We start from the raw sequence: 26,570 nt of genomic DNA, 5'->3' as shown, positions 1-26,570 counted from the left end.
GTCAGGCCTCCGTTCCGGTGCTCTCAGCCGGAGCGGCGGCGGGAGCGTCGGCCTTGGGGGCCTCGGCACCAGCAGCCTGCTGCGGCTTGCGGCCACCACGGCCGCCGCGCTCGCCACCACGGCCACCACGGCCGGCGGGACGGTCGCCAGCGCCGGCACCACGGGCCGGGCGGTTACCCGCACGGGCCGCAGCGTTCTCGGCGCGAACCTCGGCGATGTTCTTGACGTCGCCCTTGTAGATCCAGACCTTCACACCGATACGGCCGAAGGTGGTCTTGGCCTCGAAGAAGCCGTAGTCCACGTTCGCGCGCAGCGTGTGCAGCGGCACACGACCCTCGCGGTAGAACTCGGAGCGGGACATCTCGGCGCCGCCGAGGCGACCGCCACACTGGATCTTGATGCCCTTGGCGCCGGCCTTCATCGTGCCCTGCATGCTCTTGCGCATGGCACGACGGAAGGAGACGCGGGAGGAAAGCTGCTCGGCAACGGCCTGGGCAACCAGCTGAGCGTCGAGCTCGGGGTTCTTGACCTCGAGGATGTTCAGCTGGACCTGCTTGCCCGTGAGCTTCTCGAGGTCACCGCGGATGCGGTCGGCCTCGGCGCCACGGCGGCCGATGACGATGCCCGGACGAGCGGTGTGGATGTCCACACGCACGCGGTCACGGGTGCGCTCGATCTCAACCTTCGAGATGCCGGCGCGCTCCATGCCGGACGTCATCATCCGACGGATGGCGACGTCTTCCTTGACGTAGTCCTTGTACAGCTTGTCGGCGTACCAACGCGACTTGAAGTCGGTGGTGATGCCGAGCCGGAACCCGTGCGGGTTTACCTTCTGGCCCATTACCGGGAACCTTCCTTGCTGCTGACGACCACGGTGATGTGGCTGGTCCGCTTGCGGATCCGGTAGGCACGGCCCTGGGCACGCGGACGGAACCGCTTCAGGGTCGGGCCCTCGTCCACGTACGCCTCGCTGATGACCAGCGTGGAGGCGTCCGGGTGGTTGTAGTTGTGTGCGGCGTTGGCAATGGCGCTGTCCAGCACCTTGCCGACCGGCACGCTCGCGGCCTGCGGGGCGAAACGCAGGACCGCCTGAGCCTCCGTGGCATCCATGCCACGGATAAGGTCCACCACGCGGCGGGCCTTCATGGGCGTGACGCGGATGTACCGCGCCTGGGCCCTGGCTTCCATGGTTGTCCCTTCGGTGTAAGTCATAGTCGTTACCACCCCGCCTTTAGCGGCGCTTCGACTTCCGGTCGTCCTTGACGTGGCCGCGGAAGGTGCGAGTCGGCGAGAACTCGCCGAGCTTGTGGCCGACCATCGACTCGGTGACGAACACCGGGACGTGGGTCTTGCCGTTGTGCACCGCGATGGTGTGACCCAGCATGGCCGGGATGATCATCGAGCGACGGGACCAGGTCTTGATGACGTTCTTGGTACCAGCTTCGTTCTGAGCGTCCACCTTCTTAACGAGGTGTCCGTCGACGAAGGGTCCCTTCTTGAGACTGCGCGGCATCTAAACCCGCTCCTAGCGCTTCTTGTTCGTCTTGCGGCGGCGGACGATGTACTTGCTCGAAGCCTTCTTCGGCGAGCGAGTACGACCCTCCTTCTGACCCCACGGGGAGACCGGGTGGCGACCACCGCTGGTCTTGCCCTCACCACCACCGTGCGGGTGGTCAACCGGGTTCATCGCGACACCGCGGACGGAGGGGCGAACGCCCTTCCAGCGCATACGGCCGGCCTTGCCCCAGTTGATGTTCGACTGCTCGGCGTTGCCGACCTCGCCGACCGTCGCGCGGCAGCGCGCGTCGACCAGGCGGATCTCACCGGACGGCATACGAAGGTGGGCCATCGTGCCCTCCTTCGCCAGCAGCTGCACGGAGGCACCCGCGGAACGGGCGAACTTGGCGCCACCACCGGGACGGAGCTCGATCGCGTGGATCGTGGTACCGACCGGGATGTTGCGGAGGGCCAGGTTGTTGCCGGGCTTGATGTCGGCCGTGGGGCCGTTCTCAATCCGGTCGCCCTGGTTCAGACCGCGGGGAGCGATGATGTAGCGCTTCTCGCCGTCCGCGTAGTGCAGGAGCGCGATGCGCGCAGTGCGGTTGGGGTCGTACTCGATGTGCGCGACCTTGGCCGGCACGCCGTCCTTGTCGTGACGACGGAAGTCGATCACGCGGTAGGCGCGCTTGTGTCCACCACCCTGGTGGCGAACGGTGATCCGACCGGTGTTGTTACGGCCGCCCTTGCTGTGCAGCGGGCGAACCAGCGACTTCTCCGGCGTGGACCGCGTGATCTCGACAAAGTCGGCGACGCTGGAGCCACGACGGCCCGGGGTCGTCGGCTTGTACTTGCGGATACCCATTTCTCAGTCCTCGTCCGATTCCGGACGACTAGACCTCCGTTAGGAGGCCTGGCCGCCGAAGATGTCGATTCGGTCGCCCTCAGCGAGGGTCACGATGGCGCGCTTGGTGTCAGCGCGCTTGCCGAAACCGGTCTTGGTGCGCTTGCGCTTACCCTGACGGTTGATCGTGTTGACCCCGGTGACCTTGACCCCGAAGACCGCCTCGACGGCCTGCTTGATCTGGGTCTTGTTGGAGCCGGGCGCGACGATGAACGTGTACTTGTTCTCGTCCAGCAGCGCGTAGCTCTTCTCCGAGACAACCGGCTTGATCAGCAGGTCGCGCGGGTCAGTGAAGGTCTTGCTGGTAACGGTCGCCTCGGACATCAGGCGTCGCTCCCTTCGGTCTCGTCGGCCTTGGGGCCAGACACGAAGGACTCAAGCGCGGCCTGGGTGAAGACCACGTCGTCAGAGACGATCACGTCGTACGTGTTCAGCTGGCCCGGCTCCAGGATGTGAACCTGGGGCAGGTTGCGGGCGGACAGCCACGCGGCCTCGTCGGCACGCTCGACGACCAGGAGCAGGTTCTTGCGCTCCGAGATCTTGCCGAACAGCGTCTTGGCGGCCTTCGTGGAGGCAGCACCCTCGACCACGCCGGTGACGACGTGGATGCGGGAGTGACGCGCACGGTCCGACAGGGCACCGCGGAGGGCGGCGACCTTCATCTTCTTGGGGGTCCGCTGCGAGTAGTCACGCGGCTGCGGGCCGTGGACGACGCCACCGCCGGCGAACTGCGGAGCGCGGGTCGAACCCTGACGGGCGCGGCCGGTGCCCTTCTGGCGGTAAGGCTTCTTGCCACCACCACGGACTTCGCCACGGGTCTTCGTCTTGTGCGTGCCCTGACGGGCAGCAGCCAGCTGAGCGACGACGACCTGGTGGATCAGCGGAACGCTGGTCTTCGCGTCGAAGATCTCCGCGGGGAGCTCGACGGTACCGGCCTTGTCGCCTGCCGGCGAAAGGATGTCAATGGTGCTCATTAACCTCAAGCCCCCTTGGCCGCGGTACGGACCAGGACGAGGCCGCCGTTCGGACCGGGGACTGCGCCCTTGATGAGGAGCAGACCCTTCTCCGCGTCTACCGCGTGGATGGTCAGGTTCTGGGTGGTGACGCGCTCGTTGCCCATACGACCAGCCATGCGCATGCCCTTGAAGACACGCCCAGGGGTGGCGCAGCCACCGATCGAACCGGGGGAGCGGTGCTTGCGCTGCACACCGTGACCGGCGCCGAGGCCCCGGAAGTTGTGCCGCTTCATGACACCGGCGAAGCCCTTGCCCTTGCTGTTGCCCGTGACGTCAACCTTGACGCCGGACTCGAACACCTCGGCAGTGATCTCCTGGCCGAGCGTGTACTCGCTGGCGTCGGAGGTGCGGAGCTCCACCAGGTGGCGGCGGGGGGTCACGTCGGCCTTGGCGAAGTGGCCCTTGAGGGGCTTGTTCACCTTGCGCGGGTCGATCTCGCCGAAGGCGATCTGGACCGACTCGTAGCCGTCGATGTCGTTCGTACGGACCTGGGTAACGACGCAGGGCCCGGCCTTGACGACGGTCACCGGGACGACACGGTTGTTCTCGTCCCAGACCTGGGTCATGCCGAGCTTCTCGCCCAGGACGCCCTTGATCTGCTTTGCCATCTTCTCGACGCCTCTCAGAGCTTGATCTCGATGTCAACGCCGGCCGGAAGGTCCAGGCGCATCAGCGAGTCAACGGTCTTGGGCGTCGGGTCGAGGATGTCGATCAGGCGCTTGTGCGTGCGCATCTCGAAGTGCTCGCGCGAGTCCTTGTACTTGTGCGGCGACTTGATGACGCAGTACACGTTCTTCTCAGTGGGCAGCGGCACCGGGCCTGCGACCGACGCACCAGTGCGGGTCACCGTCTCGACGATCTTCTTCGCCGAGGAGTCGATGACCTCGTGGTCGTAGGCCTTGAGCCGGATGCGGATCTTCTGTCCCGCCATGGCTACTCCGTAGTCCTGTCTGTTGTGGAAACGCTCTGACCCTCGGCCGGCTGTGGATCTCTCCACCGCTTCTCTCCGACCCACGCGGTCGGGCGTGTCGCACTCCCTCTACAGAAAATTCCCATACGGAAATTCCCTCGTCCAAGGGGGTGCGGTCCCAAGACCGCGGTTCGGGGGAGAAACACCCACCGAGCGCCTGGCGGGCACCGTGCTGACGCTTCCCAGAAGATTCCCGTACGTCCGCCCCATTGCTGCCCCGAGAGGCAGATAAAGGCGACGAGTACTGTGGGACTCGCTTCCGGTCCTCCCGGCGGGAGGCGCGCAGCATCGGCACTCAGCCGAGCAACTTGAGTAGTCTGCCATACAAGACACGTACTGCGCCAATCGGGCCGAAGAGAATACCCCTCCCCGGTGAGTGGTCAAACCGCGCCACGCGGCGGAACGGCCCGGGCCCCGCTTGGGGTCCGCCCGGGCCGTCCCACGGGCCTCAGGTGCGCGAGAGACTCCCGCAGCCCTCCCGGTCACCGGAGTCGATGGTCCTGCTCCGGTCGTACGGGTCCACGGGCGTCCCGGAGGGGGCTGGACCGGCCTGCCGGTCCTCGTCGAAGACGGGGTGCAGGAATCCGTCGTAGACGTCGCAGGCGCTGTTGGCGAGGTCGACGTTCATCTTGTCCAGCCAGATCTTGCCGGCGGTGGCCTGCCACTTGCGCGGGTCGGCGATCGAGAAGGTGATCTCGCGCCGCACGATGGCGCGCTCCACCTGCTCGGCGCCCGGCTTCGCCTTCACGAGCGGGTACACGAAGGTGTAGTCGGCCAGCACGTTGGCCTGGCCGGCCTGCTTGCCGGGCTCCACCCACATCCGGCCGCGCACCTTGACCACCTCGCCCACGGGCTTCAGCTCGGTCGGCTTGACCCGGCTGAACAGGTGCAGCGGGTCGTTCTCCTTCGTCGGGGCCGTCAGCGAGCCCTCCAGGCGGCTCAGCTCGTCCTTCAGCTTCGGGTCGAGCAGCTCCAGCGCCGCCGCCGGCCGCTCCCCGCGCAGGGTCGCCGGGTCCAGGTTGGCCGAGACCAGGAACTGCTTGGCCTTCTCCAGCGCGTCGGCGACCTGCTCCTTGCTCATCCCGCCGACGGCCTGGGCCTCGGGGAGCTCGATCCCGGCGGCTCCGTCGGCCCACTGGAGGGCCGGGGAGCCCTTGAAGGGCTCCTTGAGCGTCGGCCGGTCCGGGTCGAGGGCCGAGGGCGGGGCGCTGGGCCGGGCGGTCTCGGCGGGCAGTGGCTCACGCGCCTTGTCGGCCCGCTCGGCCTTGCCGGTGACCCGGTCGATGACCAGTTCCGGGCGTACGGCGATCAGCGCGAGGGCCGCGATGAAGACGACCGCCCCCGCGGCCTTGAGCCGCCGCCTGCCCCTCCCCCGCCGCTCCCTCTCCTGCCAGGCCGGACCGGTGCGCCAGCCGGGCGGCTCGGCGGACTCGGCGCGCAGCCGCGCGGTGACCATGCGCGCCCGGGCGGAGGGCTCCTGCGGGGCCTGGCCCGCGCCCGCCTGGGCCTGCTCCATGAACCGGGCCCACTCCTCGTCGGAGAGCGCCGGCCTGTCGTCGTCGTTGTTGTTGTTTCCCATGTCCCACCCCTGAAAAGCCGGGGCCCCCGGAACCAGCTCCGGGGGCCCCGCCGAAACGTCTCTGCTACGTGTCCTGTGGCTCGCGGGCCATGTGACACGGCTGACGGGGCGGATGCTACTGGCCGGTTGTGACAGTGCGTACGGCCGGGGTCGTCGACGGAACGGCCGCGACGGCGGCCCGGGACGACCGGGCCGCGCCGCCGTCACCTCTTCTGGGCGTCCTTCTGGGTCTGGGAGGCTTCCTTGCGGGCCTGCCGCTCGGCCTCGGCGTCGCGCTCGATGTCCGCCCGCGAGCGCACCCGCTTGGGCGCCTCCATCCCGCAGACGCTGGGCCAGTCGTCGGCCACGATGCCGGCGCACCAGATGAAGTCCTGGATGGGGCCCGGCTTCCAGTCGTCCTTCTCGATGTCCCAGCAGTTCTCGCGGGGCGAGAAGCGCGGGCAGCTGCCGTCCCGCTGCTTGATGACGTGGGCGCGGTACGCGTCGATGCCCATCGAGTCGACGTCGGACGAGGGCATGTAGCGGTTGACCGACCAGGACGAGCCCATGGCCGCGAACAGGGCGACCACGCACACCATCCCGGCGGCGAGCTGGCGTACCACCCGCGGCGGGATGACCCGGGCGAGCCCGGCCGCGGAAGCGGAACCCGATACGGAACCCGAAGCGGAACCGGCCCCGGCCCCGGCGCCGCCCGGGCGCAGCATGCGCTCGGTCCATCCCGAGCCCCGGTTGACCACGGCCATCATGCCGAGCACCGCCAGGATCATCAGGCAGTACATGATGATCCACGTGGTGCGCGGGTAGAGCTGGATGGCCTTGTCCTGGGCCATGTGGCCGGCGAACCAGAACCGGGCGAGCCAGGCGCCGGCCAGGACCGCGGCCGCCGTGCGCACCATGATGTTGCGCAGCCCGAGGCCGAGGCCCAGACCCACCCCGAAGAGGAGCAGCAGGGCGAACCCGCTCTGGCCGGCCATCTCGCCGGCCACCGGCCAGGTCTGGTACGTCAGGGTCCCGGACCGGTCCGAGACCCAGCCGAGGACGTAACCGGGGTCGGCGTACACGGCGAGGAAGGCGTAGCGGTCGGGGTTCTCCGCGCCCAGCCGGGCCATCTGGTAGAGCAGCGGGGCGGCGACGATGCCGGCCGACAGCAGCGTGACCCCTATGTAGAGGCCGGCCTTCTTGGCGGTCGCCGCGCCCTGGCGCCACGGGAAGAAGAACAGCGCGGCCATCAGTGCGCCCGGCGCGGCCCAGATGTACCAGCCGGAGTACCAGAGGAACAGCGCGCCGAAGGTCACGCCGAGCACGAGGCCGCGCACCAGCAGGTGCCGCGTGGCGCGCCGGCCGGCCAGGCGCATCTCGCGCAGCCAGTAACCGAGCAGCGGCAGCAGCACGATCATGACGATGTGGCTGTACGGGCGGATCGGGTCGAGGAAGAGCACCGCGGCCGGAACCGCGATCAGCAGCGCCCAGAAGGGCCGCAGCAGTATCCGCCAGGCCAGGTAGGCCATCGGTCCGGCGACGGCGGTGAAGAAGATCTGGAGGTCGTGCAGGGCGAAGCCGGTCTCGCCTCGGCCGTTGTAGCGGATCTTCGCCCACAGGGCCATCAGGGCCGGGAAGGCGGGCGGGTAGATGCCCGACATCCCCTCGTGGTGCAGGAACGAGTTGGCCATGTCGATCAGTACGCCCGGGTCGCCCTCCTGGCCGCCGAGCGGGTGGGGCGTGCCGTGCAGGGCGACGACGATTCCGCCGGCGATCACGCCGGTGGCCAGGCCGGCCAGGGCGGCACAGACCAGGCGCTTGACCAGCTGGTGGCGCCGGGCCGGTCCCCGGTGGGCGGTGTAGAGCAGCACTCCCAGCAGCGGCAGCCCGATGATCGCGGCGTACATCTGGAGCGTGGCGAGGCCGCTGACCTGGCCGAGGCGCACGATCGGGTCCACGTCGATGCGGCGGCTCAGCAGCATGTAGCCGAGGGCCGCCGCGAGGCTGACGACGCCCTCGGCGACGGCGAGCACGCGGCGCCGGGACGTCCAGGGGCGACGGGCCGCCGAAGGGGAGGAGACCGGTCCGGCGTCCGGGGTCCCGGTACCGGTCCGGCTGTGCGCCGTGCCGGATGCTCCGACGACCTCGGGGGCCAGGTGTGTCATCTCAGTCCAATTCCGTCGCGGGTGTCAGTCGGCGCGCTGACCGGCGGTGAACGCGTGCTTGGCGAGCGTGCGGACGCCCTCTCGGTGTCCGCGGAGCAGCGCGCCGGGGAGCATGGTGATGGCGTGGAAGCGGGAGGCGCTGTGGAAGCGGGCCGCGCGCGCGGCCTTGGGCCAGCCCCGGGCGTCCATCCGGTCGGCCGCGGCGGAGAAGTACCGCTCGGCCTCGGCGAAGCGGGTGCCGGAGAAGGCCTGCACCGAGGACTCGCTGACCGCGTGGCGGCGGTACTGGAACACCGTCGTGGACTCGTCGATCAGCATCTGCTCGCCGAGTTCGAGGAGGTCCACCACCAGGGCCAGGTCCTGGATCACCGAGTACTCGTCGCGGAAGTTGACCCCGCGCAGGGCCTCGCCGCGCCAGCAGATGGACGGGAAGTACAGCCAGTTCCCGCGCAGCACGCTGGTGGCCAGTTCCTCGCCGCCCATCAGGCGCCGGCCCTTGACCTGCGGTGCGTACAGCCGCCGCTTGGTCTGGTCGGCGAGCCCGTACGCGACCTGCCCGGAGCCGTCGATGACCTCGACGCCGGGCTGGACCATGCCGATGCCCGGGTTGTCGGCGATCAGGCCGCGGACGGTCTCCAGGTAGTGCGGGTGCAGCAGGTCGTCGCATCCCATGATGACGACGTGGTCGGCCTCGGAGAGCCGTACGCACTTCTGGAAGTTCTTGGTGATGCCGAGGTTCTGCTCGTTGCGGGTGTAGTGAACCCGCTCGTCGCCGAGGGCCTCGAACCAGCCCGGGACGTCCGGCTCCTTGCCGTCGTCGATGACGACGAGGCGGAAGTCCGGGTCCGTCTGGGCCAGCACGCTGCGGACGGCGTCCTGCATCAGCTGCACGTCCCCGTAGTAGGGGAGCATGAAGTCGAAGGTCACCACGGGACGTCAGGCCTTCACGGTGTCGGAGTCGACGGGCTCGGGCTTCGGCTCGGCGACGACGGCCTCCGTCACGACGGGGGCCGCGGTCGAACCGAGGCGCGCGTCGTTGTGCCGTGCGCCCTCGGCCAGGGCCACGGTCCTGGCCAGGTCGGTGAGCTTCTTCTCCAACGAGCGGAAGCGGAGGAAGGTGTTGAGGGTCAGGAAGCCCATCGCCAGCACCATGACGTACAGCACGAGGTCGGTGCCGCGGCCGACGCCGAGCTGGTGCGCCACCCACGTGACGTCCGTGGGGCGCAGCACGGCGTACACGTTGACGATGACGAACAGGGAGAACGCGATGCGCTTCCAGGCGCGGTTCTTCGCCTGGCCCCACGTCCGTATGAACATGAGCGCCATCGACACCGAGCCAGCGATGAGCAGCAGCTGGATCCAGAAGTACTTCATCAGCGGCTTCGCTCCCGCATCGTGATGTCAAAGATGATGTTGACGCCGTTGATCAGGGACTGGCCCTTGGCGCGCGAGTACTCGGTGTAGAGGATGTCCACGGGGACCTCGGTGACGCGCAGGCCGGACCCGGCCAGGTAGCCGACGATCTCCGACGCGTGCGCCATGCCGTTCATGGTGATGTTCAGCTGCTCGGCGGCCTTGCGGCTGAGCACCCGCAGGCCGTTGTGCGAGTCGGTGAGCTTCAGCTTGCGGGCGGTCGGGCTGACCGTCGCGGCCGTGCGCAGCACGACGCGCTTGATCCACGGCACTTGGCCGTTCTGCTCGATGAAGCGCGAGCCGAGGACCACGTCGGCCTCGTCGTCGCGCAGCACCTGGACCATCTTCTCGACGTCGTGCGTCTGGTGCTGGCCGTCCGCGTCGAACGTCGCGAAGTAGCGGGCACCGGGCTGCGAGAGGGCGTACTTGAGGCCGGTCTGGAGGGCGGCGCCCTGGCCGAGGTTGACGGGGTGGCGCACGAGGTGGGCACCGGTCGTCGCGATGTGCTCGGCCGAGTTGTCGGAGCTGCCGTCGTCGACGACGACTATGTTCGGGAAGGTCTTGCGCGCTCCCTCGACCACATCGGCGATCACCTGGCCCTCGTTATAGGCCGGGATGACCAGCCAGACATCGTCGTATTGGGACACGGTAGCTCCAGCGGAATGTGGCACGTGCGCGTGCTCGGTGATCGGTGGGACGTCGGAAGCCGGCATGGTCACTCCCCGACCGCTCCGGCGCCCAGTGGGCTTGCGGCGACCTTGTGCCCGGGTCCTTCGGTCGCGCCCGGATCCGCTCCGGGGAACCTCAGCCTCAGCACCGCCAGCATACCGAGCACGGTGGCGAGGGAGCCGAGGGCGTAGGCCAGGATGACGCGCAGGGCCACTTCGCCCGGTGCGAAGGTGACACCGATCAGGACGACGGTGCCGGCGGCCCAGCAGAGCAGTTGCAGGTTGTGCCGCTTGAATACCATCAGCGCCTGGCCGAGGACCATCGCGAACATGTACGCCACGGTGCCTGCGGACAAAAGGAAGAAGTCGAGACGGCCCAGTACGGGTCCGGCGTCGAACAGCACCTTGATCAGCCACGGGCCGAGCACGGTCGCGGGCACGCCGCCGAGCAGCCCCAGCAGCCCGACGACCACGCCGATCCGGCGCAGCATCGCGGAGAACGCCGCCCGGTCGCCGGCGGTGTAGGCGGCGGTGAGCCCGCCGAGCAGCGAGGCCTGGAGCGAGCCGAAGACGAACAGCGGCACCCGGGCCAGGACCAGCGCGTTCAGCAGCGCCGCGATCAGCACGCTGTCGGTGGGGGCGAGCAGCTTGGTGCTCATCACCGCGGCGTTGACGACGACCTGGGACAGCAGGGTCGAGCAGATCAGCAGGCCGAGCCCGGCGGTCAGTTCGCGCCAGGCGATCTCCTCGCCGGGCTCCACGGCACGCAGCAGCGTCGGCAGGGTGACCAGCGTCGCGGCGATCGGTGCGACGGCCAGGACCAGGCTGAAGGCGAGCGCCGAGTGCAGCCCGGCCACCGCGCAGCCGAACGCGAGGGCGATGCGCAGCCCGCCGTCGACGGCCAGCTGCGTCCCGTACGCGCCGAACCGGCCGAGGCCGGCCAGGACTCCGCGGGTCAGGTAGCAGACGGCCATGCCGGTGAACGCCCCGCCGAGGGCCGCCACCAGGCCGCGGTCGCCGCGGAACAGCAGCTCCGCGATCGGGCCGGCGCCGAGGGCGAGGACGAGCAGGGTCGCGCCGAGGATGGCGGAGGTCAGCAGCGTGGCCCGGCGCAGCACGGGAGCCGCGCCCTGGCCGTGCACCACGCGGGCGGCGACGATCCGGGTGAGCTCCTGCTCGATGGGGAAGAAGATGCCGAGGCCGAGCGCCATGACGATCGTCCACAGCACCGAGACGTTCGCCATGGCGTCCGTGGACAGGCTGTGGCCGGCCACGCCCAGGTGGACGTACGAGGCCGCACCGAGCACGACAGTGCCGCCGGCCACCGCAACGGTGCCCGGCGGCAGCGCCGCGGTGAGCCTGCTCAGCAGGGACTTCATCCCGTACTGCCGTCCGTACCGCGGTTCCTGGCGGCGTCGGCCAGCGCGGTGAACGCGGGGGCGGCCAGCGCCTCGGCGAGCTGCTCGCGCCAGTCGGCGAGCGGTGCGAGACCCGCCTCGTCCCAGCGCTCGTGCGCGAGCACGCTGAACGCGGGGCGGGCGGCCGGGCGGACGAACGCGGCGGAGGTGGTCGGCCGGATCCGCTCCGGGTCGAGCCCGCTCAGCCGGTACGTCTCGCGGGCCAGCCCCATCCAGGTGGTCCGGCCGCTCGCGGTGCCGTGGTAGACCCCGCCCATGGCGTGGCCCTTCAGCGCGGCCAGGCCGAGCTCGACCAGGTGGCGGGCCAGCGCGTAGGACCAGGTGGGCTGGCCGTGCTGGTCGTCGACGACGTCGAGGGTGTCGCGCTGGGCGGCCAGCTTGAGCATGGTGGCGACGAAGTTCGGCCCGTGCTCGCCGTACAGCCAGGCGGTCCGGACGATGTAGCCGTCCTGCGGCAGCAGTTCGGCGACGGCCTGCTCGCCGAGCAGCTTGGAGCGCCCGTACGCGTTGAGCGGGCCGGTCTCGGCGTCCTCGCGGTACGGCTCGGCGGCGTCGCCGGGGAGCACGTAGTCGGTGGAGACGTGCAGCAGGCGCACATGCGCGGCGGCGCAGGCCTCGGCGAGGACGCGTACGCCCGTGCCGTTGACGGCGGTGGCGGCCTCCTCGGCCGTCTCCGCACCGTCCACGTCCGTCCAGGCCGCGCAGTTCACGACCACGGTGGCACCCTCGATCGCCGCGCGGACGGCGGCCGGGTCGGTGATGTCGAGGTCGGCGCGGCGCAGGCCCACGGCCTCGATCCCGGAGGCCTTCAGGACGGTCAGGACGTCCTGGCCGAGCATCCCGGCCGCGCCGGTGACGAGCCAGCGCCCGGCTCGCGGATTGGTCTTCACTTCTGCAGGGCCGCCTTCGCCTTCAGCGGCTCCCACCAGGCACGGTTCTCGCGGTACCACTCGATGGTGGCCTTGATGCCGTCCTCGAAGGTGACCTGCGGGGCGTAGCCGAGCTCCGCGCCGATCTTGCTGATGTCGATGGAGTAGCGGAGGTCGTGGCCCTTGCGGTCCTCGACCTGCTCGACCATGTCCCAGCCCAGCCCGGCCGCTTCGAGCAGCACGCCGGTGAGCTCCTTGTTGGTGAGCTCGGTGCCGCCGCCGATGTTGTAGACCTCGCCGGCCCGGCCCTTGCGCATGGCCAGGTCGATGCCGCGGCAGTGGTCGGATACGTGCAGCCAGTCGCGCACGTTGCCGCCGTTGCCGTACAGCGGGACCTTCTTGCCGTCCATCAGGTTCGAGACGAACAGCGGGATGACCTTCTCCGGGAACTGGTAGTGCCCGTAGTTGTTGGAGCAGCGCGTGACGACGACGTCCATGCCGTGCGTCCGGGCGTAGGCCAGGGCCAGCAGGTCGGACGAGGCCTTGGAGGCGGAGTACGGGGAGTTCGGCACCAGCGGCCACTCCTCGGTCCAGGAGCCCTCGCTGATCGAGCCGTACACCTCGTCGGTGGAGATGTGGACGAAGCGGCCGACGCCGTGCTTGCGGGCGGCGTCCAGCAGCACCTGGGTGCCCACGACGTTGGTCATCACGAACGGGCCGGCACCGGCGATCGAGCGGTCCACGTGGGACTCGGCGGCGAAGTGCACCACCACGTCGTGCCCGGGCATCACCTGGTCGACGGCCTCGGCGTCGCAGATGTCGCCCTTGACGAACTTGTAACCGGGGTGGTCGGCGACCGGGGCGAGGTTGGCCTCGACGCCCGAGTAGGTCAGCTTGTCGAAGACCGTGATCTGGGCCGATGCGTCCGCACCGAGCTGCTGGCGGACGAACTCTGAACCGATGAAGCCGGCGCCGCCGGTCACGAGGATGCGCATAATACGAAGAGTCTAGCCGCTCGTACACCACCCACCGGGCCCGCACCGCTGCACCACCGGCGCTCTCGCATAGGGTTGTGCCCATGCGTGGAATTCTCTTGGCCGGTGGCACCGGATCCCGACTCTGGCCGCTGACCCGGGCAGTCTCGAAGCAGCTGCTCCCCGTCTTCGACAAGCCGATGATCTACTACCCGCTCTCCACCCTGGTCATGGCCGGAATCAGCGAGATTCTCGTCATCACCACACCGGAGGACCGTGCGCAGTTCGAGCGACTGCTCGGCGACGGCTCCCAGTTCGGCATCCGGCTGGAGTACGCGGTCCAGGAGCGCCCCGAGGGCATCGCCCAGGCGTTCGTGCTCGGCGCCGACTTCATCGGCGACGAGTCCGTCGCCCTGATCCTCGGCGACAACATCTTCCACGGCAGCGGCCTCGGCACGCGCCTGGCGGAGCACACCGACTCCCGGGGCGGCCGGGTCTTCGCCTACCCGGTGGCCGACCCGACCGCGTACGGCGTGGTCGAGTTCGACGAGAACGGCCAGGCCATCTCCATCGAGGAGAAGCCGGTCAAGCCCAAGTCCCGCTACGCGGTGCCGGGTCTGTACTTCTACGACAACCGCGTCGTCGAGATAGCCCGCAACCTGAAGCCCAGCGCGCGCGGCGAACTGGAGATCACCGCGGTCAACGACGCGTACCTCCAGGCCGGTGAGCTGAATGTCACCATCCTCGACCGCGGCACCGCCTGGCTGGACACCGGGACCTTCGTCTCCATGGTCCAGGCCTCGGAGTTCGTCCGCGTGATCGAGGAGCGCCAGGGCTTCAAGATCGGCTGCATCGAGGAGGCGGCCTGGCGGGCCGGCCTGATCGACTCCGCGCAGCTGCGCGAACTGGCCCAGCCGCTGCTCAAGAGCGGTTACGGCGACTACCTGATCGGCCTGCTCGAAGAGGAGTCCTCCCGGTGAAGTTCCGCCAGCTCTCGATAGAGGGCGCCTACGAGATCACCCCGCAGCTGCACGGCGACCCGCGCGGCCTGTTCACCGAGTGGTACCGCTTCGACAAGCTGTCCGAGGTCGTCGGCCACCCGCTGAACCTGGCGCAGGCGAACCTCTCGGTGTCCTCGCGCGGCGTGGTCCGCGGCATCCACTTCGCCGACGTGCCGCGCGGCCAGGCCAAGTACGTGACCTGCGTACGCGGCGCCGTCCTCGACGTCATCGTGGACCTGCGGGTCGGCTCCCCGACCTTCGGCCGCTGGGAGGGTGTCCGCCTGGACGACGTGGACCGCCGTGCGGTCTACATCCCGGAGGGCCTGGGCCACGGGTTCTGCGCGCTGAGCGACGACGCCACGCTTTCGTACCTGTGCTCGGAGACGTACAACCCGACCGGCGAGCACTCGGTTCACCCGCTCGACGTCGACCTGGGCATCGAGTGGCCGGCCGACGTGCCGCTGCTGTCCGCCCGCGACGAGGCCGCGCCGACGCTGGCCGAGGCGATCGAGTCGGGCCTGCTGCCGGACTACGCCGTCTGCAAGGAGTTCACCGAGTCCCTGCGCGTGACCGGCTGACGGCTCCCCGCAGGGCACGAGAGAGGGCCGCACCCCGTGATCGGGGGTGCGGCCCTCTTCCGTAGGCCGTGAGCGGTGAGCGGTGAGCCGTATGCCGTGCCCCGTGACCCGTGACCCGTGACCCGTACGGACCGTACGACGAAGGGCCCCTCCCCCGCCGCCGAGGCGGTGGGGAAGGGGCCCTTCTGTCAAACATGGTGCCCGCTCGCGCGAGCTACCAGGTCAGAGCACGAATTACTTCGTGATCTTGATGACCTGGCCGGCGCCGACCGTACGACCACCCTCACGGATGGCGAACTTCAGGCCCTCCTCCATGGCGACCGGCTGGATCAGCGCGACCGACATCTCGGTGTTGTCGCCCGGCATGACCATCTCCGTGCCGGCCGGCAGGGTGACGACACCCGTGACGTCCGTGGTACGGAAGTAGAACTGCGGGCGGTAGTTGTTGAAGAACGGGGTGTGACGGCCACCCTCGTCCTTCGACAGGATGTAGGCCTGGGCCTCGAACTCGGTGTGCGGCGTGACCGAACCGGGCTTGATGATGACCTGGCCGCGCTCGACGTCCTCGCGCTTGATGCCACGGAGGAGCAGACCGACGTTCTCGCCCGCCTGGCCCTCGTCGAGGAGCTTGCGGAACATCTCGATACCGGTGACCGTGGTGGTGGTCTTCTCGGTCTTGATGCCGATGATGTCGACGGTCTCGTTGACCTTCAGGACACCACGCTCGATACGGCCGGTGACGACCGTACCGCGACCGGTGATCGTGAAGACGTCCTCGACGGGCATGAGGAACGGCTTCTCGGTGTCACGCGGCGGGGTCGGGATGGCCTCGTCGACGGCGGACATGAGGCCGAGGAGCTTCTCGCCCCACTCCTTGTCGCCCTCAAGGGCCTTCAGCGCGGAGACGCGGACGACCGGCAGGTCGTCGCCCGGGAACTCGTACTCGGAGAGCAGCTCACGGACCTCGAGCTCGACGAGCTCCAGGATCTCCTCGTCGTCCACCATGTCGGCCTTGTTCAGGGCGACGACGATGTAGGGGACGCCGACCTGGCGGGCCAGGAGCACGTGCTCCTTGGTCTGCGGCATCGGGCCGTCGGTGGCGGCGACCACGAGGATCGCGCCGTCCATCTGCGCGGCACCGGTGATCATGTTCTTGATGTAGTCCGCGTGACCCGGGCAGTCGACGTGGGCGTAGTGACGCGCCTCGGTCTGGTACTCGACGTGCGCGATGGAGATGGTGATACCGCGCTGGCGCTCCTCAGGAGCCTTGTCGATCTGGTCGAAGGCCGAGGCCTCGTTCAGGTCCGGGTACGCGTCGTGCAGCACCTTGGTAATGGCGGCCGTGAGGGTCGTCTTACCGTGGTCAATGTGACCGATGGTGCCGATGTTGACGTGCGGCTTAGTCCGCTCGAACTTCGCCTTCGCCACGGGGGTCCTCCTGGAGAGTGGTTCTGTACGCCTTACAGATCGGCGCCAGGTGATCTTTGCTGGAAAGCCGGCCGGTCCCCGGGGCAACGGGAGTGGCTCCTGTTGCCCCAGAGGCTGCCGGTGACAAGCCTAAAGCGTGTACTCGGAAGAGTTACTCGCCCTTGGCCTTCGCGATGATCTCCTCGGCGACGTTCCGGGGAACCTCGGCGTAGGAGTCGAACTGCATCGAGTAGCTGGCGCGACCCGAGGTCTTGCTGCGGAGGTCGCCGACGTAGCCGAACATCTCCGAAAGCGGCACGAGGCCCTTCACGACGCGAGCGCCGTGACGCTCCTCCATGGCCTGGATCTGGCCACGGCGGGAGTTGATGTCGCCGATGACGTCACCCATGTAGTCCTCGGGCGTGGTGACCTCTACGGCCATCATCGGCTCCATGAGCACGGGGGACGCCTTGCGCGCGGCCTCCTTGAAGGCCTGCGAACCGGCGATCTTGAACGCGAGCTCGGAGGAGTCGACCTCGTGGTAGCCACCGTCGAGAAGCGTGACGCGGACGCCCGTCATCTCGTAGCCGGCCAGGATGCCGAACTGCATGGCCTCCTGCGCACCGGCGTCGACCGAAGGGATGTACTCCTTCGGCACGCGGCCACCGGTGACCTTGTTCACGAACTCGTACGCCGGACCATCGGCGTCCGTGATCGGCTCGATCGCGATCTGCACCTTGGCGAACTGACCGGTACCACCGGTCTGCTTCTTGTGGGTGTAGTCGTGACGCTCGACGGTCCCGCGGATCGTCTCACGGTACGCGACCTGCGGCTTGCCGACGTTGGCCTCGACCTTGAACTCGCGCTTCATACGGTCGACCAGCACCTCGAGGTGCAGCTCGCCCATACCGCCGAGGATGGTCTGGCCCGTCTCCTCGTCCGAGTGAACGTGGAAGGAGGGGTCCTCCTCCGCCAGGCGCTGGATGGCGACACCCAGCTTCTCCTGGTCACCCTTGGACTTGGGCTCGATGGCGACCTGGATGACCGGAGCCGGGAAGTCCATGGACTCCAGGATCACGGGCTGCTTGTCGTCACACAGCGTCTCACCGGTGGTGGTCTGCTTCAGGCCCATGACGGCGACGATGTCACCGGCGCCCACCGCGTCGATCTCTTCACGCTTGTTGGCGTGCATGCGGTAGATCTTGCCGATGCGCTCCTTCTTGCCCTTGACGGAGTTCAGCACCGAGGTGCCGGCCTCCAGGCGGCCCGAGTAAACCCGGACGAAGGTGAGCTTGCCGAGGTGCGGGTCGCTCATGATCTTGAACGCGAGCGCGGCGAGGGGCTCCTCGTCGGACGGCTTGCGCTTCACGACCACCTCGGCGTCGCGGACGTCGTGGCCCTCGATGGCCTCGATGTCCAGCGGCGACGGCAGGTAGCGGACGACGGCGTCGAGCAGGGGCTGAACGCCCTTGTTCTTGAACGCCGTGCCACAGAACACCGCGGTGATCGTGGGCTCGCCCTTGCCCTTGCCGGAGCCGAGGATGATGCGACGGACGGCGGCGTGCAGCTGCTCGACGGAGGGCTCGTTGCCCTCCAGGAACAGCTCCATGATCTCGTCGTCGTTCTCGGCGACGGTCTCGACCAGCTTGCCGCGCCACTCTTCAGCGGCCTCGGTGTGCGTGGCCGGGATGTCGACGATGTCGTACATCTCGCCCTTGGTCGCCTCGGCGGACCAGACGAACGCCTTCATCGTGACGAGGTCGACGACACCCTGGAAGTCGGCCTCGGCACCGATGGGGAGCTGCATGACGATCGGAACCGCACCGAGGCGGTCCTTGATCATGTCGACGCAGCGGTGGAACTCGGCGCCGGTACGGTCGAGCTTGTTGACGAAGCAGATACGCGGCACGCCGTAGCGGTCCGCCTGACGCCAAACGGTCTCGGACTGCGGCTCCACACCGGCGACACCGTCGAACACGGTGACGGCGCCGTCGAGGACGCGGAGCGAACGCTCCACCTCGACGGTGAAGTCAACGTGACCCGGGGTGTCGATGATGTTGATGGTGTGGTCGACGTCCTCGAGCGGCCAGTGGCAGGTCGTCGCGGCGGACGTGATCGTGATGCCGCGCTCCTGCTCCTGCTCCATCCAGTCCATCGTGGCAGCGCCGTCGTGGACTTCACCGATCTTGTAAGACACACCGGTGTAGAACAGGATGCGCTCGGTGGTGGTCGTCTTGCCCGCGTCGATGTGAGCCATGATGCCGATGTTGCGCACCTTGGCCAGGTCAAGCGAAGTGGTAGCCATATCGGCTCAGTCTTCTCTCGGTCTCGATGTGGGTTGGGACTACCAGCGGTAGTGCGCGAAGGCCTTGTTGGACTCGGCCATCTTGTGCGTGTCCTCGCGCTTCTTGACGGCCGCACCGAGGCCGTTCGAGGCGTCGAGAAGCTCGTTCATCAGGCGCTCGGTCATGGTCTTCTCGCGGCGGGCGCGGGAGTAACCCACGAGCCAGCGGAGAGCCAGGGTCGACTGGCGACCCGGCTTGACCTCGACGGGAACCTGGTAGGTCGCGCCACCGACACGGCGGGACTTGACCTCGAGGGACGGCTTGACGTTCTCCAGCGCGCGCTTCAGCGTGATGACCGGGTCGTTGCCGGTCTTCTCGCGGAGGCCTTCCATGGCGCCGTAAACGATGCGCTCGGCGGTGGAGCGCTTGCCGTTCAGGAGGATCTTGTTGATGAGCGACGTCACCAGAGGAGATGCGTAGACCGGGTCGATGATGACCGGGCGCTTCGGGGCGGGGCCCTTACGAGGCATTCTTACTTCTCCTTCTTGGCGCCGTAGCGGCTGCGGGCCTGCTTGCGGTTCTTGACAGCCTGGGTGTCAAGCGCACCGCGGATGATCTTGTAACGAACACCCGGCAGGTCCTTCACACGGCCACCACGCACGAGCACGATCGAGTGCTCCTGCAGGTTGTGTCCCTCACCCGGAATGTAAGCGGTGACCTCGATGCCGGAGGTCAGACGCACACGCGCGACCTTACGGAGCGCCGAGTTCGGCTTCTTCGGGGTGGTCGTGAACACACGCGTGCAGACGCCACGGCGCTGGGGCGAAGCCTCAAGCGCGGGCGTCTTCGTCTTCTCGACCTTGTCCTGCCGGCCCTTACGGACCAGCTGCTGGATCGTAGGCACTACTTCTCCGGTTTCTGTGTGCCGTGTAGTGAAGCTAACCTGGAACTTTGCCGACCCACGCGGTCGGGTGTGTCGGATCCGGCGGAGCTCCGCGCAAGCACGGAAACGCATGGATCGCGGTGGCTGATCCGGCTCTCATGCGGTTGATGGACACGCACAGGAGCCCAGGCACACCCCAGGCACAAGGTCTGAGCGTACCTACCGCATCCCATCCGGTCAAAACAAAAGCCCGCGCGGGACAACCGGGACATCGCCGCCGGTCATGTGCCGCTTGGGCGAGGCCCCTGTGTGGCTCTGCCGACTCGCGCATGTGGTAAAGGCGTGCTAGGCGGAGGCGGACGGGGCGACCGTCCCCGAGAACTAAACTGCCCGGCACGGGCATCCACGAGCATTCAGGGAGCGGGACATTGCGGACGGTCACCTCGGAGACGACGGCGACGGACCGTCCGGTCCTCCCGTCGCCCCGCCGCCGGCAGACGTGGCTCGGCCGCCTGCCCGACCGCCTGCGCGCCCGCCCGTACGGGCCCCTGCTGGCGTTCCTGATCACCTCGGCCGCGTTCTGCTCGGCCTGGGTCGCCCGCGGCACCTTCCCCTTCGGCAACACCGGCCGGGCCCTCAACGACCAGGCCAACCAGTACGTGCCGTTCCACCGCGCGCTGTGGGACCTGGTCCACGGGCAGGCCGCCGGCGACGTGCTCTTCACCTGGCGCGGCGGCTTCGGCCAGCAGTTCCTGTCCGACTACTACACGTACCTCGGCAACCCGTTCTCCTGGCTGGCGGTCCTGGTCCCGCGCGCCCACGTCGACCTCGCCGTCTTCGCGATCACCCCGATCACGATGGGCACCGCCGCCGCCGTCATGACCGTCTACCTCGGCAAGCTGCACACCGGCCCGTGGTGGCAGCGCGGGGTCCTCGGCGCCTGCTACGGGCTCTGCGGCTGGGCGCTCAGCGACGCCTCGTACATCCCGATGTGGCTGTGGGGCCTGGTCGCGCTCCCCCTGCTCGGCATCGCGGTCGAGTGGTGCCTGGAGGAGCGCCGCTGGCCGGGGGCGGCGCTGTTCGTCGCGCTCGCCTGGTTCGGCAACTTCTACACCGCGATGATGGCCACGATGGCCGCCTGCGTGCTGCTCGCCATCCGACTGATCACCCGGGACATGACCGGCCGGCAGCGGCTGCGCGCCCTGTGGCGGGCCTCCACGGCCGCCGGGACGGGCATCCTGCTGACCCTCCCGCTCCTGCTTCCGTCGTTCCTCTCCAGCGGCTCCGCCCAGCCCACCCAGGCCGGGGCCTTCGAGCCCGTACGGATCGAGATCTTCCTGGCCGGGATGCTCCCGGCCACGCACCTGTGGGGAGGCCGGCCGCGGCTGTACGTGGCCTCCCTCGGCCTGATCCTCGCCGGATCCTTCCTCTTCAACGCCGCCATCGCCCGCCGGACCCGCCTGGTGTGGGCGGCGGCGACGCTGCTCGTCGTCGCCTCGTTCCAGTTCCCGCCGACCCAGTACGCATGGCACGGGCTGGCGGTGCCGAACGGCAACCCGTACCGCGAGGCCTTCGTCTTCAGCGGCATGGTGGTGATCCTGGCCTGGCTGGCCCTGGCCCACCGCCCGCGCCCGCTGCACCTGGCGCTGACGGCCGCCCTGCTGGTGGCGGCCACCTTCGTACTGCGCCACACCGACGACTTCGGCGGCTGGACCTGGCCGGCGGTGCTGGTGGGCGGGGGCGTCTCGCTCCTGGCCCTGGTCCTCCTGGCGCTGGGCGAGAAGCGGCGTTACCTGATCCCGGTGGCCGCCGTCCTCATGGTCGGCGTGGTCTTCGCGGAATCCACGGTGGCGGCCGCCGGTGCGGACTCCCGCCGCAGCCGCGAGCGCTGGGCGAAGCCGGTCCCCACCTCGAACAGCTCGATCAGCGCGCACTTCGACGCCGTCCGGCAGGTGGACGGCTGGCCCGCATACCGGACCGACTCGGGCGCGCCGCAGAGCTCGTACAACGACGCCCTGGCCCTGCGCGCGGAGGGCCCGCAGTACTACAGCAGCTACCTGCCGGAGGCCACGTACCGGGCCCTGGAGCCCCTCGGCTACGGGTTCAAGAACGACGGCCGCACCTTCTTCGGCGCCGACAACCCCGTGCTCGACGCGGTCTTCTCGATCGGCGCCCGGGTCCGCCCGGGGGCCGCACCGAACACCTGGACGCACGAGAAGTTCCCCGCTCCCCCGCTGGTCACCGTCCGCACCGGGCCCTACACCTCCCCGAACCCCGCGGACAGCGTCTACGCCCGCCAGGAGAACGTCCTCGGCGCCACCGTCTACCGGGTCCCGCAGGTCACCCGCGGGGGCACCGCCACCGAGCAGACGTACGCCGCCCAGTGCACCCCGGGCTCCGAGGCGTACTGGTACTCCCCGCAGCTCTACGGCACCCTCACCTCCGGCGGCGCGGACAAGCCCCTCGAAGACCGGATGACGGGCGTGATCAGCCTGGGCGAGGTCCCCGCGGACGGCAAGGTCGCGGTGGCGGTCCGTACGCGGACCAAGGACGCGACGGCGGGCGAGCACCCCATCGGCTGCCTGGACCGCCCCGCCCTGGACTCGGCGGTCACCTCCCTGAAGTCCACCGGCGCCACCCGCGTCACCGCAGGCGGCCACTCCATCGAGGCCACCCTCCCGAAGGGCGCCACGGGCACCGCCGTCTTCGCGATGACCGACGTCCCGGGCTGGCAGTGCACGGCCCCGGCGAAGAGCTTCCACGGGCTGGTCGCCACGGACATCCCCGCAGGCACCGACAAGGTCTCCTGCACCTTCACCCCCAAGGGCCTCACCCCCGGCCTGGCCGCCGCCGCCCTCTCCCTCCTGACCCTCACCGCGGTCACGGCCGCCGGCCTGCGCCGCCGCCGGCGCGCCTGACGGCATCCCCACGGCCCCGGGGCATCCCCCGGGGACCCGGAACACGAAGAAGCCCCCCGCCGCTCCTCTCGGAGCAGCGGGGGGCTTCTTCTTACGAACCTTTAGCCGTTGTACGGGCCGTAGTCGTAGTCCTCCAGCGGGACAGCCTGGCCGGAGCCGGTGCCGAAGGGCGAGTAGTCGATGTCGTCGTAGCCGACGGCCGAGTACATCGCGGCCTTCGCTTCCTCGGTGGGCTCGACCCGGATGTTGCGGTAGCGGGCGAGGCCCGTACCGGCCGGGATGAGCTTACCGATGATGACGTTCTCCTTGAGGCCGATGAGGCTGTCGGACTTGGCGTTGATCGCCGCATCCGTCAGGACTCGGGTCGTCTCCTGGAAGGAGGCGGCCGACAGCCAGGATTCCGTCGCCAGCGAGGCCTTGGTGATACCCATCAGCTGCGGACGGCCGGAGGCGGGGTGACCGCCCTCGGTGACCACACGACGGTTCTCGGTCTCGAACTTCGAGCGCTCGACGAGCTCGCCCGGCAGGAGCTCCGCGTCGCCGGACTCGATGATCGTCACGCGGCGGAGCATCTGCCGGATGATGATCTCGATGTGCTTGTCGTGGATCGACACGCCCTGCGAGTTGTAGACCTTCTGGACTTCGCCGACCAGGTGGACCTGGACGGCACGCTGGCCGAGGATGCGCAGCACGTCGTGCGGGTTGGTGGCACCCGCGGTGAGCTTCTGGCCCACCTCGACGTGGTCGCCCTCGTGCACGATGACCTTGGCGCGCTTCGAGATCGGGAAGGCCGTCTCGTCGCTGCCGTCGTCGGGCGTGATGACGATCTTCTTCGTCTTCTCGGTCTCCTCGATCCGCACGCGGCCGGCGGCCTCGGAGATCGGGGCGACACCCTTCGGGGTACGGGCCTCGAAGAGCTCGACGACACGCGGCAGACCCTGCGTGATGTCGTCACCGGCCACACCACCGGTGTGGAAGGTACGCATCGTCAGCTGGGTACCGGGCTCACCGATGGACTGGGCGGCGATGATGCCGACCGCCTCACCGATGTCGACCAGCTTGCCGGTGGCGAGGGAGCGTCCGTAGCAGAAGGCACAGGTGCCGACCGCGGACTCACAGGTCAGGACCGAGCGGGTCTTGACCTCCTCGACGCCGTTGGCGACCAGGGCGTCGATCAGGACGTCACCGAGGTCGACGTTGGCCGGCGCGATGACCTTGCCGTCGATGACGACGTCCTCGGCCAGCATGCGGGCGTAGACGGACGTCTCGACGTCGTCGGCCTTGCGCAGCACGCCGTCCTCGCCGCGGACGGCGATCTTCAGCTTCAGGCCGCGCTCGGTGCCGCAGTCCTCCTCGCGGATGATCACGTCCTGCGAGACGTCCACCAGACGACGGGTCAGGTAACCCGAGTCGGCGGTACGCAGGGCGGTGTCCGCCAGACCCTTACGGGCACCGTGCGTGGAGATGAAGTACTCCAGAACGGTGAGGCCCTCACGGAAGGACGCCTTGATCGGACGCGGGATGGTCTCGTTCTTCGCGTTCGACACCAGACCACGCATACCGGCGATCTGTCGCATCTGCATCATGTTTCCTCGGGCACCCGAGTCAACCATCATGAAGATGGGGTTCGTCTTGGGGAAGTTCGCGTTCATCGCCTCGGCAACCTCGTTGGTCGCCTTGGTCCAGATCGCGATGAGCTCCTGCGTGCGCTCGTCCTTGGTGATCAGACCGCGCTCGTACTGCTTCTGGACCTTCTCGTCCATCGCCTCGTAGCCCGCGACGATGGCCTTCTTGGCCTCGGGCACGACGACGTCGGAGATGGCCACGGTGACGCCCGAACGGGTCGCCCAGTGGAAGCCGGCCGCCTTCAGGTTGTCGAGCGTCGCCGCCACGATGACCTTGGGGTAGCGCTCCGCCAGGTCGTTGACGATCTCGGAGAGCTGCTTCTTGCCCACCGAGTAGTCGACGAACGGGTAGTCCTCGGGCAGCAGCTCGTTGAAGAGCGCGCGGCCCAGCGAGGTCTTCAGACGGAAGCTGTCGCCCGGCTGGAACTCCTGCTCGCCCTCCTCGGCTACCGGCGGCACCCAGCCACGCGGCGGGATGGTGCCCACCGGGAAGCGGATGTCGACGGACGACTGCAGCGCGAGCTCGCCGGCGTCGAACGCCATGATCGCCTCGGCCGTGGAGCCGAACGCGCGGCCCTCGCCCTTGGTGTCACGGAGCTCACCGTCGGTGGTCAGGAAGAACAGACCGAGGACCATGTCCTGGGTCGGCATCGTGACCGGACGGCCGTCGGCCGGCTTGAGGATGTTGTTCGAGGACAGCATCAGGATGCGGGCCTCGGCCTGCGCCTCCGCGGAGAGCGGCAGGTGCACGGCCATCTGGTCACCGTCGAAGTCCGCGTTGAACGCGGTGCAGACGAGCGGGTGGATCTGGATGGCCTTGCCTTCGACCAGCTGGGGCTCGAAGGCCTGGATGCCGAGGCGGTGCAGCGTGGGCGCACGGTTCAGCAGCACCGGGTGCTCGGCGATGACCTCTTCGAGCACGTCGTACACGACCGTGCGGCCGCGCTCGACCATGCGCTTCGCCGACTTGATGTTCTGCGCGTGGTTCAGGTCGACCAGGCGCTTCATCACGAACGGCTTGAAGAGCTCCAGCGCCATGGCCTTGGGCAGACCACACTGGTGCAGCTTCAGCTGCGGACCGACGACGATCACGGAACGCGCGGAGTAGTCCACGCGCTTGCCGAGGAGGTTCTGACGGAATCGACCCTGCTTGCCCTTGAGCATGTCGCTCAGGGACTTCAGCGGACGGTTGCCGGGACCGGTCACCGGACGACCACGACGACCGTTGTCGAAGAGGGCGTCCACGGCCTCCTGAAGCATGCGCTTCTCGTTGTTCACGATGATCTCGGGGGCACCGAGGTCGAGGAGACGCTTCAGACGGTTGTTGCGGTTGATCACGCGGCGGTACAGGTCGTTCAGGTCGGAGGTCGCGAAGCGGCCACCGTCCAGCTGCACCATCGGACGGAGGTCCGGCGGGATGACCGGCACGCAGTCGAGCACCATGCCCTTGGGGCTGTTGCTGGTCTGCAGGAACGCGGAGACGACCTTGAGGCGCTTGAGCGCACGGGTCTTCTTCTGGCCCTTGCCGGTACGGATGATCTCGCGGAGGCGCTCGGCCTCCTCCTCGAGGTCGAAGGACTCCAGGCGCTTCTGCAGCGCCGCGGCACCCATCGAACCGTCGAAGTACGTACCGAAGCGGTCGCGCAGCTCGCGGTAGAGCAGCTCGTCGCCCTCGAGGTCCTGGACCTTGAGGTTCTTGAAGCGGTTCCACACCTCGTCGAGGCGGTCGATCTCGCGCTGGGCGCGATCACGGAGCTGCTTCATCTCGCGCTCGGCGCCTTCGCGCACCTTGCGGCGCACGTCGGCCTTCGCGCCCTCGGCCTCGAGCTCGGCCAGGTCGGTCTCGAGCTTCTTGGCACGGCCTTCGAGGTCCGCGTCACGGCGGTTCTCGATCTGCTGGCGCTCGACGGAGACGTGGGCCTCCAGCGACGGGAGGTCGCGGGTGCGGCGCTCGTCGTCCACGAACGTGATCATGTACGCGGCGAAGTAGATGACCTTCTCGAGGTCCTTCGGCGCGAGGTCCAGCAGGTAGCCGAGGCGCGACGGGACGCCCTTGAAGTACCAGATGTGGGTGACGGGAGCGGCAAGCTCGATGTGGCCCATCCGCTCACGACGCACCTTGGCGCGCGTGACCTCGACGCCACAGCGCTCACAGATGATGCCCTTGAAGCGGACACGCTTGTACTTGCCGCAGTAGCACTCCCAGTCCCGGGTCGGACCGAAGATCTTCTCGCAGAAGAGTCCGTCCTTCTCGGGCTTGAGGGTGCGGTAGTTGATGGTCTCCGGCTTCTTGACCTCGCCGTGCGACCAGGTTCGGATGTCGTCCGCGGTGGCAAGGCCGATCCGCAGCTCGTCGAAGAAGTTGACGTCGAGCACTGTGCGTCAATCCCTCTTTCGGGGTCGAGTCTCAATCATGGTCTG

Annotated in this window: 24 protein-coding genes; 3 read left to right on the top strand and 21 right to left on the bottom strand. The window is 68.6% G+C overall.

Going from position 1 to position 26,570, the window contains the following annotated elements; translation table 11 throughout:
* Position 1: 1 nt before the first annotated feature.
* From rpsC to rfbB, 16 genes are all read right to left on the bottom strand, one after another.
* Positions 2 to 841 (bottom strand): 30S ribosomal protein S3, encoded by an 840-nt coding sequence (gene rpsC, locus IF02_RS0107725; protein WP_007265905.1) that lies wholly within the window; start codon positions 839 to 841, stop codon positions 2 to 4.
* Positions 841 to 1,188, bottom strand: a complete 348-nt coding sequence (gene rplV / locus IF02_RS0107720; RefSeq protein ID WP_007265904.1) for a 50S ribosomal protein L22 — start codon at positions 1,186 to 1,188, stop codon at positions 841 to 843. Before rplV ends, rpsC begins: the two co-directional genes overlap by 1 nt.
* Positions 1,189 to 1,231: 43 nt before the next feature.
* Positions 1,232 to 1,513, bottom strand: coding sequence for a 30S ribosomal protein S19 (gene rpsS / locus IF02_RS0107715; RefSeq protein ID WP_030154697.1), 282 nt, complete (start codon positions 1,511 to 1,513; stop codon positions 1,232 to 1,234).
* 12 nt (positions 1,514 to 1,525) lie between these two features.
* Positions 1,526 to 2,362 (bottom strand): 50S ribosomal protein L2, encoded by an 837-nt coding sequence (rplB, locus tag IF02_RS0107710; protein ID WP_030154695.1) that lies wholly within the window; start codon positions 2,360 to 2,362, stop codon positions 1,526 to 1,528.
* A gap of 39 nt (positions 2,363 to 2,401) precedes the next feature.
* Positions 2,402 to 2,725 (bottom strand): 50S ribosomal protein L23, encoded by a 324-nt coding sequence (gene rplW, locus IF02_RS0107705; protein WP_030154694.1) that lies wholly within the window; start codon positions 2,723 to 2,725, stop codon positions 2,402 to 2,404.
* Positions 2,725 to 3,375, bottom strand: a complete 651-nt coding sequence (rplD, locus tag IF02_RS0107700; protein ID WP_030026322.1) for a 50S ribosomal protein L4 — start codon at positions 3,373 to 3,375, stop codon at positions 2,725 to 2,727. The genes rplW and rplD overlap by 1 nt, the downstream gene beginning before the upstream one ends.
* Positions 3,376 to 3,380: 5 nt before the next feature.
* Entirely contained in the window at positions 3,381 to 4,025 is a 645-nt protein-coding gene (gene rplC, locus IF02_RS0107695) for a 50S ribosomal protein L3 (protein ID WP_007265899.1), read from the bottom strand.
* Positions 4,026 to 4,039: 14 nt separating this feature from the next.
* Complete coding sequence (rpsJ, locus tag IF02_RS0107690; RefSeq protein WP_003948644.1) at positions 4,040 to 4,348, bottom strand: 30S ribosomal protein S10; 309 nt, start codon at positions 4,346 to 4,348, stop codon at positions 4,040 to 4,042.
* A 487-nt stretch (positions 4,349 to 4,835) separates the two neighbouring features.
* Positions 4,836 to 5,966, bottom strand: coding sequence for a hypothetical protein (locus IF02_RS0107685; protein WP_030154692.1), 1,131 nt, complete (start codon positions 5,964 to 5,966; stop codon positions 4,836 to 4,838).
* 203 nt (positions 5,967 to 6,169) lie between these two features.
* Positions 6,170 to 8,110: a hypothetical protein gene (locus IF02_RS0107680; protein WP_030154691.1), complete on the bottom strand. Its 1,941-nt coding sequence runs from the start codon at positions 8,108 to 8,110 to the stop codon at positions 6,170 to 6,172.
* Positions 8,111 to 8,134: 24 nt separating this feature from the next.
* Positions 8,135 to 9,037, bottom strand: coding sequence for a glycosyltransferase family 2 protein (locus IF02_RS0107675; RefSeq protein WP_030154690.1), 903 nt, complete (start codon positions 9,035 to 9,037; stop codon positions 8,135 to 8,137).
* Positions 9,038 to 9,046: 9 nt separating this feature from the next.
* Entirely contained in the window at positions 9,047 to 9,484 is a 438-nt protein-coding gene (locus IF02_RS0107670) for a DUF2304 domain-containing protein (protein ID WP_051695965.1), read from the bottom strand.
* Positions 9,484 to 10,170, bottom strand: a complete 687-nt coding sequence (locus IF02_RS0107665) for a glycosyltransferase family 2 protein (RefSeq protein ID WP_030154687.1) — start codon at positions 10,168 to 10,170, stop codon at positions 9,484 to 9,486. Before IF02_RS0107665 ends, IF02_RS0107670 begins: the two co-directional genes overlap by 1 nt.
* A 68-nt stretch (positions 10,171 to 10,238) precedes the next feature.
* Complete coding sequence (locus IF02_RS0107660; RefSeq protein ID WP_199809193.1) at positions 10,239 to 11,570, bottom strand: lipopolysaccharide biosynthesis protein; 1,332 nt, start codon at positions 11,568 to 11,570, stop codon at positions 10,239 to 10,241.
* Positions 11,567 to 12,499 (bottom strand): dTDP-4-dehydrorhamnose reductase, encoded by a 933-nt coding sequence (gene rfbD, locus IF02_RS0107655; protein WP_030154684.1) that lies wholly within the window; start codon positions 12,497 to 12,499, stop codon positions 11,567 to 11,569. The genes IF02_RS0107660 and rfbD overlap by 4 nt, the downstream gene beginning before the upstream one ends.
* Positions 12,496 to 13,473, bottom strand: a complete 978-nt coding sequence (gene rfbB, locus IF02_RS0107650) for a dTDP-glucose 4,6-dehydratase (protein WP_030154683.1) — start codon at positions 13,471 to 13,473, stop codon at positions 12,496 to 12,498. Before rfbB ends, rfbD begins: the two co-directional genes overlap by 4 nt.
* A gap of 83 nt (positions 13,474 to 13,556) precedes the next feature.
* On the opposite strand from rfbB, the gene rfbA reads away from it, so the two are divergent.
* Both rfbA and rfbC read left to right on the top strand, forming a co-directional pair.
* Entirely contained in the window at positions 13,557 to 14,432 is an 876-nt protein-coding gene (gene rfbA / locus IF02_RS0107645; protein WP_030154681.1) for a glucose-1-phosphate thymidylyltransferase RfbA, read from the top strand.
* Entirely contained in the window at positions 14,429 to 15,031 is a 603-nt protein-coding gene (gene rfbC / locus IF02_RS0107640; protein WP_030154679.1) for a dTDP-4-dehydrorhamnose 3,5-epimerase, read from the top strand. The genes rfbA and rfbC overlap by 4 nt, the downstream gene beginning before the upstream one ends.
* 234 nt (positions 15,032 to 15,265) lie before the next feature.
* Here the strand turns inward: rfbC and tuf are convergent, their stop codons facing one another.
* The 4 genes from tuf to rpsL form a co-directional block, all read right to left on the bottom strand.
* Complete coding sequence (gene tuf, locus IF02_RS0107635) at positions 15,266 to 16,459, bottom strand: elongation factor Tu (RefSeq protein WP_030154678.1); 1,194 nt, start codon at positions 16,457 to 16,459, stop codon at positions 15,266 to 15,268.
* Between the two features lie 151 nt (positions 16,460 to 16,610).
* Positions 16,611 to 18,743 carry an elongation factor G gene (gene fusA / locus IF02_RS0107630; protein ID WP_030154676.1) on the bottom strand — a complete coding sequence of 711 codons (2,133 nt, stop codon included), beginning with the start codon at positions 18,741 to 18,743 and terminating at the stop codon, positions 16,611 to 16,613.
* Positions 18,744 to 18,782: 39 nt separating this feature from the next.
* The gene (gene rpsG / locus IF02_RS0107625; RefSeq protein ID WP_007265894.1) at positions 18,783 to 19,253 is read right to left on the bottom strand and encodes a 30S ribosomal protein S7; all 471 of its coding nucleotides are present in this window, start codon (positions 19,251 to 19,253) and stop codon (positions 18,783 to 18,785) included.
* Positions 19,254 to 19,255: 2 nt separating this feature from the next.
* Positions 19,256 to 19,627: a 30S ribosomal protein S12 gene (rpsL, locus tag IF02_RS0107620; protein ID WP_007265893.1), complete on the bottom strand. Its 372-nt coding sequence runs from the start codon at positions 19,625 to 19,627 to the stop codon at positions 19,256 to 19,258.
* A gap of 407 nt (positions 19,628 to 20,034) precedes the next feature.
* On the opposite strand from rpsL, the gene IF02_RS0107615 reads away from it, so the two are divergent.
* The gene (locus tag IF02_RS0107615; RefSeq protein ID WP_234318127.1) at positions 20,035 to 22,524 is read left to right on the top strand and encodes a YfhO family protein; all 2,490 of its coding nucleotides are present in this window, start codon (positions 20,035 to 20,037) and stop codon (positions 22,522 to 22,524) included.
* 101 nt (positions 22,525 to 22,625) lie between these two features.
* On the opposite strand, the gene IF02_RS0107610 is transcribed toward IF02_RS0107615, so the two are convergent.
* Positions 22,626 to 26,525 (bottom strand): DNA-directed RNA polymerase subunit beta', encoded by a 3,900-nt coding sequence (locus IF02_RS0107610; protein WP_030154672.1) that lies wholly within the window; start codon positions 26,523 to 26,525, stop codon positions 22,626 to 22,628.
* Positions 26,526 to 26,570 lie beyond the last annotated feature (45 nt).

The organism is Streptomyces sp. NRRL S-244, assembly GCF_000717915.1.
GTDB lineage: Bacteria > Actinomycetota > Actinomycetes > Streptomycetales > Streptomycetaceae > Streptomyces.
This window is presented reverse-complemented; position numbering and strand designations above follow the sequence as displayed.

Bases quoted from the DNA above. Each gene is read 5' to 3' on its own strand.
- rfbA (WP_030154681.1), top strand. From the start codon at position 13,557: ATGCGTGGAATTCTCTTGGCCGGTGGCACCGGATCCCGACTCTGGCCG.
- rpsC (WP_007265905.1), bottom strand. From the start codon at position 841: ATGGGCCAGAAGGTAAACCCGCACGGGTTCCGGCTCGGCATCACCACC.
- rfbB (WP_030154683.1), bottom strand. From the start codon at position 13,473: ATGCGCATCCTCGTGACCGGCGGCGCCGGCTTCATCGGTTCAGAGTTC.
- IF02_RS0107680 (WP_030154691.1), bottom strand. From the start codon at position 8,110: ATGACACACCTGGCCCCCGAGGTCGTCGGAGCATCCGGCACGGCGCAC.
- rpsS (WP_030154697.1), bottom strand. From the start codon at position 1,513: ATGCCGCGCAGTCTCAAGAAGGGACCCTTCGTCGACGGACACCTCGTT.
- IF02_RS0107670 (WP_051695965.1), bottom strand. From the start codon at position 9,484: ATGAAGTACTTCTGGATCCAGCTGCTGCTCATCGCTGGCTCGGTGTCG.
- IF02_RS0107685 (WP_030154692.1), bottom strand. From the start codon at position 5,966: ATGGGAAACAACAACAACGACGACGACAGGCCGGCGCTCTCCGACGAG.
- rpsJ (WP_003948644.1), bottom strand. From the start codon at position 4,348: ATGGCGGGACAGAAGATCCGCATCCGGCTCAAGGCCTACGACCACGAG.
- rplB (WP_030154695.1), bottom strand. From the start codon at position 2,362: ATGGGTATCCGCAAGTACAAGCCGACGACCCCGGGCCGTCGTGGCTCC.
- rpsG (WP_007265894.1), bottom strand. From the start codon at position 19,253: ATGCCTCGTAAGGGCCCCGCCCCGAAGCGCCCGGTCATCATCGACCCG.
- rplD (WP_030026322.1), bottom strand. From the start codon at position 3,375: ATGAGCACCATTGACATCCTTTCGCCGGCAGGCGACAAGGCCGGTACC.
- rplV (WP_007265904.1), bottom strand. From the start codon at position 1,188: ATGGAAGCCAGGGCCCAGGCGCGGTACATCCGCGTCACGCCCATGAAG.
- rplC (WP_007265899.1), bottom strand. From the start codon at position 4,025: ATGGCAAAGCAGATCAAGGGCGTCCTGGGCGAGAAGCTCGGCATGACC.
- IF02_RS0107660 (WP_199809193.1), bottom strand. From the start codon at position 11,570: ATGAAGTCCCTGCTGAGCAGGCTCACCGCGGCGCTGCCGCCGGGCACC.
- rplW (WP_030154694.1), bottom strand. From the start codon at position 2,725: ATGTCCGAGGCGACCGTTACCAGCAAGACCTTCACTGACCCGCGCGAC.
- fusA (WP_030154676.1), bottom strand. From the start codon at position 18,743: ATGGCTACCACTTCGCTTGACCTGGCCAAGGTGCGCAACATCGGCATC.